Here is a 4,303-nt window from a genome sequence, read left to right on the forward strand (position 1 = left end):
CGCTTGGCCATGGCGCACAGCTTGGTCGCCTCGGGATGGCGGTTGTCCAGGGCGTGAGCGGCGCGGCGCACCATCAGACGAGCGGCCTCCAGCTCGGTGGCCATGTCGGCCAGCTTGAACTGCAGCGCCTGGAAGTCCTTCAGCGGCCGGCCGAACTGATTGCGGGTCTCCAGATAGGCCTTGGCCGTGTCGAGCGCGAACTGCGCCCCGCCCAGCGAACAGGAAGCGATGTTCAGCCGCCCGCCGTCCAGCCCCATCATGGCGAACCGGAAGCCCTCGCCTTCCTGGCCGATGCGGTTGGCCACCGGCACGCGGCACTCATCGAAGTTCACCTGGGCGGTCGGCTGGGCGTTCCAACCCATCTTGCGCTCGTTGGCGCCGAAGCTGAGGCCCGGCGCGCCTTTCTCCACCACGAAGGCCGAGACGCCCTTGGCGCCCTCGCCGCCCGTACGCGCCATGACCACATAGACGTCGGACACGCCGCCGCCCGAGATGAAGGCCTTGCCGCCGTTCAGGACGTAGTGGTCGCCGTCGAGGCGCGCCGTGGTGCGCATGTTGGCCGCGTCCGAGCCCGAGCCGGGCTCGGTCAGGCAGTAGCTGGCGATCAGCTCCATGGTCGTCAGGCGCGGCAGGTAGCGCTTGCGCAGATCCTCCGAGCCGAAGCGGTCGATCATCCACGACGCCATGTTGTGGATGGTCAGATAGGCGGCGACGGGCACGTCACCGTAGCTCAGCGCTTCGAAAATGATCGAGGCGTCCAGGCGCGTAAGACCGCTGCCGCCGACGTCCTCGTTTACATAGATGCCGGCGAAACCCAGCTCGGCCGCCTGTCGCAGGACGTCGACGGGGAAGTGCTTCTTCTCGTCCCACTCGGCCGATCGCGGGGCAAGCTGTCCTTCGGCGAACGCGCGCGCCGCATCCTGGATTGCGACCTGATCCTCATTCAGCGCGAAATCCATGCGCGACTCCTCCCGTTCGGGGCAGAATGGCCCTCACTTCTTGGCGCTTGAAGTGCCGTGACGTCCGACGACTGTCAACGCGGACGGGCCTTGTATCGCGCTATTTGCGGCCGCGCCGTTCCATTTCCGGCCGCTTCCGAAGGTGTGGCCTGAAATCCTCCGTTACACGACTTGAATCGGCAAGAAGGCCACACCCCTTGATAACGATACGCATTCAGCCCAAATGGCGTTCTTCGAGTCTGACCGTTCTCAACATAAAAAATTGCATCAACCACCATGCGTTTCGTGAAGTTCGTGAAAGTCGCCCTGGCGGCGGCCCTGGGAATGACTGTCATCACCGCTTCGGCCCACGCGGCCGACGTCGGCGACATCTCGCGCAGCTATGGCGTCTGGCGCAACCCGAAGAACAGCGTGCACCTGGAGATCAAGGACTGCGGGCCCAGCACCTGCGGCGTGGTCGTGTGGGCCAGCCCCAAGGCCGAAGCCGACGCGCGCAAGTCCGGCACCGACACCCTGGTCGGCAAGCAGCTGCTGCGTGACTTCGAAAGCCAGAACAACGGCACGCTAAAGGGCCGCGTCTGGGTTCCGACCCTGAAGGTCACCCTGGTCGGCACCGCCGACATCGTCGACGCCAAGACCATGCGCGCCAAGGGCTGCGTGATCGGCAACTTCCTGTGCAAGTCGCAGCTGTGGACCCGCATCGACGCACCCTCGATGCTGGCCTCGCGCGCCGCTCCCTGACCTCATCTTTCCATCCGCGCTTGATTCATCGCAAAAGGCGCGCGACCCTCTAAGTGTACAGTGATCACTTAAGCGCCCGCAGAGGCGCCGAGCGACTCAGGCCGCACGACGGTCAGCACGGGAGGAAAGAGCATGGTAGAAGCGGCGACGCTTCCAAGGACCGCGCGCGACGCGGCTGTCGAGCATTTTGACGTCATTATCGTCGGCGCCGGGATTTCCGGCGTGGGCGGCGCCTACCACCTGACGCAACAGCGGCCAGGTACGCGCTTCGTCGTGCTGGAGGCGCTGGAAAGTTTCGGCGGCACCTGGCTGACCCACACCTATCCGGGGATCCGGTCGGACAGCGACCTCTACACCTTCGGCTATCGCTTCAAGCCCTGGGTCGGTCCGCCGATCGCCACGGCCGCCGAGATCCTCAGCTACATGGGCGAGGTGATCGACGAGAACGACCTGGGCCGCCACATCCGCTATCGTCGCCGGATCAGCAACGCCACCTGGTCGAGCCAGGACAAGCTGTGGACCCTGACCGTCACCGGTCCCGACGGCGTCGAGACCTACACGACCAACTTCCTGTGGATGTGCCAGGGCTACTACCGTCATTCGGTGGGCTACACCCCGGAATGGCCGGGCATGGCGGACTTCAAGGGCCGGATCGTCCATCCGCAGACCTGGCCCAAGGATATCGACCTGAAGGACAAGAAGGTCGTGGTCATCGGCTCCGGCGCCACGGCCGCGACCCTGGCGCCGAACATCGCCGGCGAATGCGCCCACGTCACCGTGCTGCAGCGCTCGCCCACCTACTTCGTGCCCGGGCGCAACGAGAACGAGCTGGCCGACATGCTGCGCCAGTTGCAGATCGACGAGACCTGGATCCACGAGATCGTTCGCCGCAAGGTGCTGTTCGACCAGAACGAATTCACCCGACGCTCCGTCGAGGAGCCCGAGGCGGTGAAGGCCGAGCTGCTCGAGGGCGTGAAGGCCTTCCTCGGTCCAGACTTCGACATCGCGAAGCACTTCACCCCGCGCTATCGCCCCTGGCGCCAGCGGATCGCCTTCGTGCCGGACGGCGACCTGTTCCAGGGCATCGCCTCGGGCAAGGCCTCGGTGGTCACCGAGGAGATCGAGCGCTTCACCGAGAAGGGCATCCTGCTGAAGTCGGGCCAGACCCTGGAAGCGGACATCATCGTCACCGCCACCGGTTTCGATCTCAGCGTGCTGGGCGACATCGCCTTCGAGGTCGACGGCAAGCCGCTCGACTTCTCCAAGACGGTCACCTACCGCGGCATGATGTTCACCGGCCTGCCCAATCTCGTCTGGGTGTTCGGCTATTTCCGGGCCAGCTGGACCCTGCGAGCCGACATGATCGGCGATTTCGTCTGCCGCCTGCTGGCTCACATGGAAAAGAAGGGCAAGAAGCAGGTGGAGGTCGCCCTGCGCCCCGAGGACAAGGACATGAAGATCGGCAATTGGATCGATCCCGAGGACTTCAACCCGGGCTATCTGATGCGCAACATGCACTTGCTGCCCAAGGCCGGGGACAAGCCCGAGTGGCGGCACACCCAGGACTATTGGACCGAGAAGGAACTCTTCCCGACCATCGACCTGGACGATGCGGCGTTCCGCTATTCGTGATCGGCGCGCAGGCTTAAAGGGCGGTCTTAAGGGACCGCCCGACTTGCCTCGACCGGCGGCGCGGTCCACATCAGCGCCATGACCACGCCGCCCCTCGCCCCCTATCCGTACACTCGCCTGCGCCGCGTGCGCCAGGCCGACTGGGTCCGCCGCCTCGTTCGCGAGACCGAGGTCCGACCGTCCGACCTGATCTGGTCGATGGTGGTGCACGAGGGCGACGGAACCATTCCCGTGGCCTCGATGCCGGGCGTCGACCGCCTGTCGGTCAAGGAGGCCGCCAAGGCCGCCGTCCGGGCGCGCGACCTCGGCATCCCAGCCATCGCCATCTTCCCGCACATCGACGGGAGCCGAAAGGACGCCACCGGCTCGATCGCCGCCGACCCGAACGGGGTGATCCCGCGCGCCGTCAAGGCCATGAAGGACGCCGCTCCCGAGGTCGGGATCATGTGCGACGTGGCGCTGGACCCCTTCACCGACCATGGCCACGACGGCGTGGTCGAAGGCGGCAAGATCCTCAACGATCCGACCATCGAGCGCCTGATCGAACAGGGCCTGATGCAAGCCGAGGCCGGCGCCGACATCCTGGCGCCGTCCGACATGATGGACGGTCGCATCGGCAAGCTGCGCGCGGCCCTGGAGGGCGCGAACTTCCAGGACGTGATGATCATGTCCTACGCGGCCAAGTACGCCTCGGCCTTCTACGGCCCGTACCGCGACGCCATCGGCTCCGCGAAGCTTTCGGCGGGCCAGGGCGACAAAAAGACCTACCAGATGGATCCGGCCAACACCGAAGAAGCCATCCGCGAGGTCGCGCTCGACATCGCCGAGGGCGCGGACATGGTCATGGTCAAGCCGGGGATGCCCTATCTCGACATCCTGCGCCGGCTGGTCGACGAATTCCGCATGCCGACCTACGCCTTCCAGGTGTCGGGCGAATACGCGATGATCAAGGCCGCCGCCCAGAACGGCTG

Annotated in this window: 4 protein-coding genes; 3 read left to right on the forward strand and 1 reads right to left on the reverse strand. The window is 65.7% G+C overall.

Features of this window, described 5'->3' with window-relative positions; all coding sequences use genetic code 11:
- On the reverse strand, nt 1–959 hold a 959-nt coding region (locus tag VJ655_RS06540; protein WP_324110256.1), incomplete at its 3' end, for an acyl-CoA dehydrogenase family protein.
- Between the two features lie 276 nt (nt 960–1,235).
- On the opposite strand from VJ655_RS06540, the gene VJ655_RS06545 reads away from it, so the two are divergent.
- The 3 genes from VJ655_RS06545 to hemB form a co-directional block, all read left to right on the forward strand.
- Nucleotides 1,236–1,700, forward strand: a complete 465-nt coding sequence (locus tag VJ655_RS06545) for a DUF2147 domain-containing protein (RefSeq protein ID WP_324110257.1) — start codon at nt 1,236–1,238, stop codon at nt 1,698–1,700.
- A gap of 132 nt (nt 1,701–1,832) precedes the next feature.
- Nucleotides 1,833–3,332, forward strand: coding sequence for an NAD(P)/FAD-dependent oxidoreductase (locus VJ655_RS06550; protein WP_324110258.1), 1,500 nt, complete (start codon nt 1,833–1,835; stop codon nt 3,330–3,332).
- Nucleotides 3,333–3,410: 78 nt separating this feature from the next.
- The coding region (gene hemB, locus VJ655_RS06555; protein ID WP_324110259.1) for a porphobilinogen synthase at nt 3,411–4,303 on the forward strand (893 nt) is incomplete at its 3' end.

Origin of the sequence: Caulobacter sp. (genome assembly GCF_035254145.1) — a bacterium.
GTDB lineage: Bacteria > Pseudomonadota > Alphaproteobacteria > Caulobacterales > Caulobacteraceae > Caulobacter.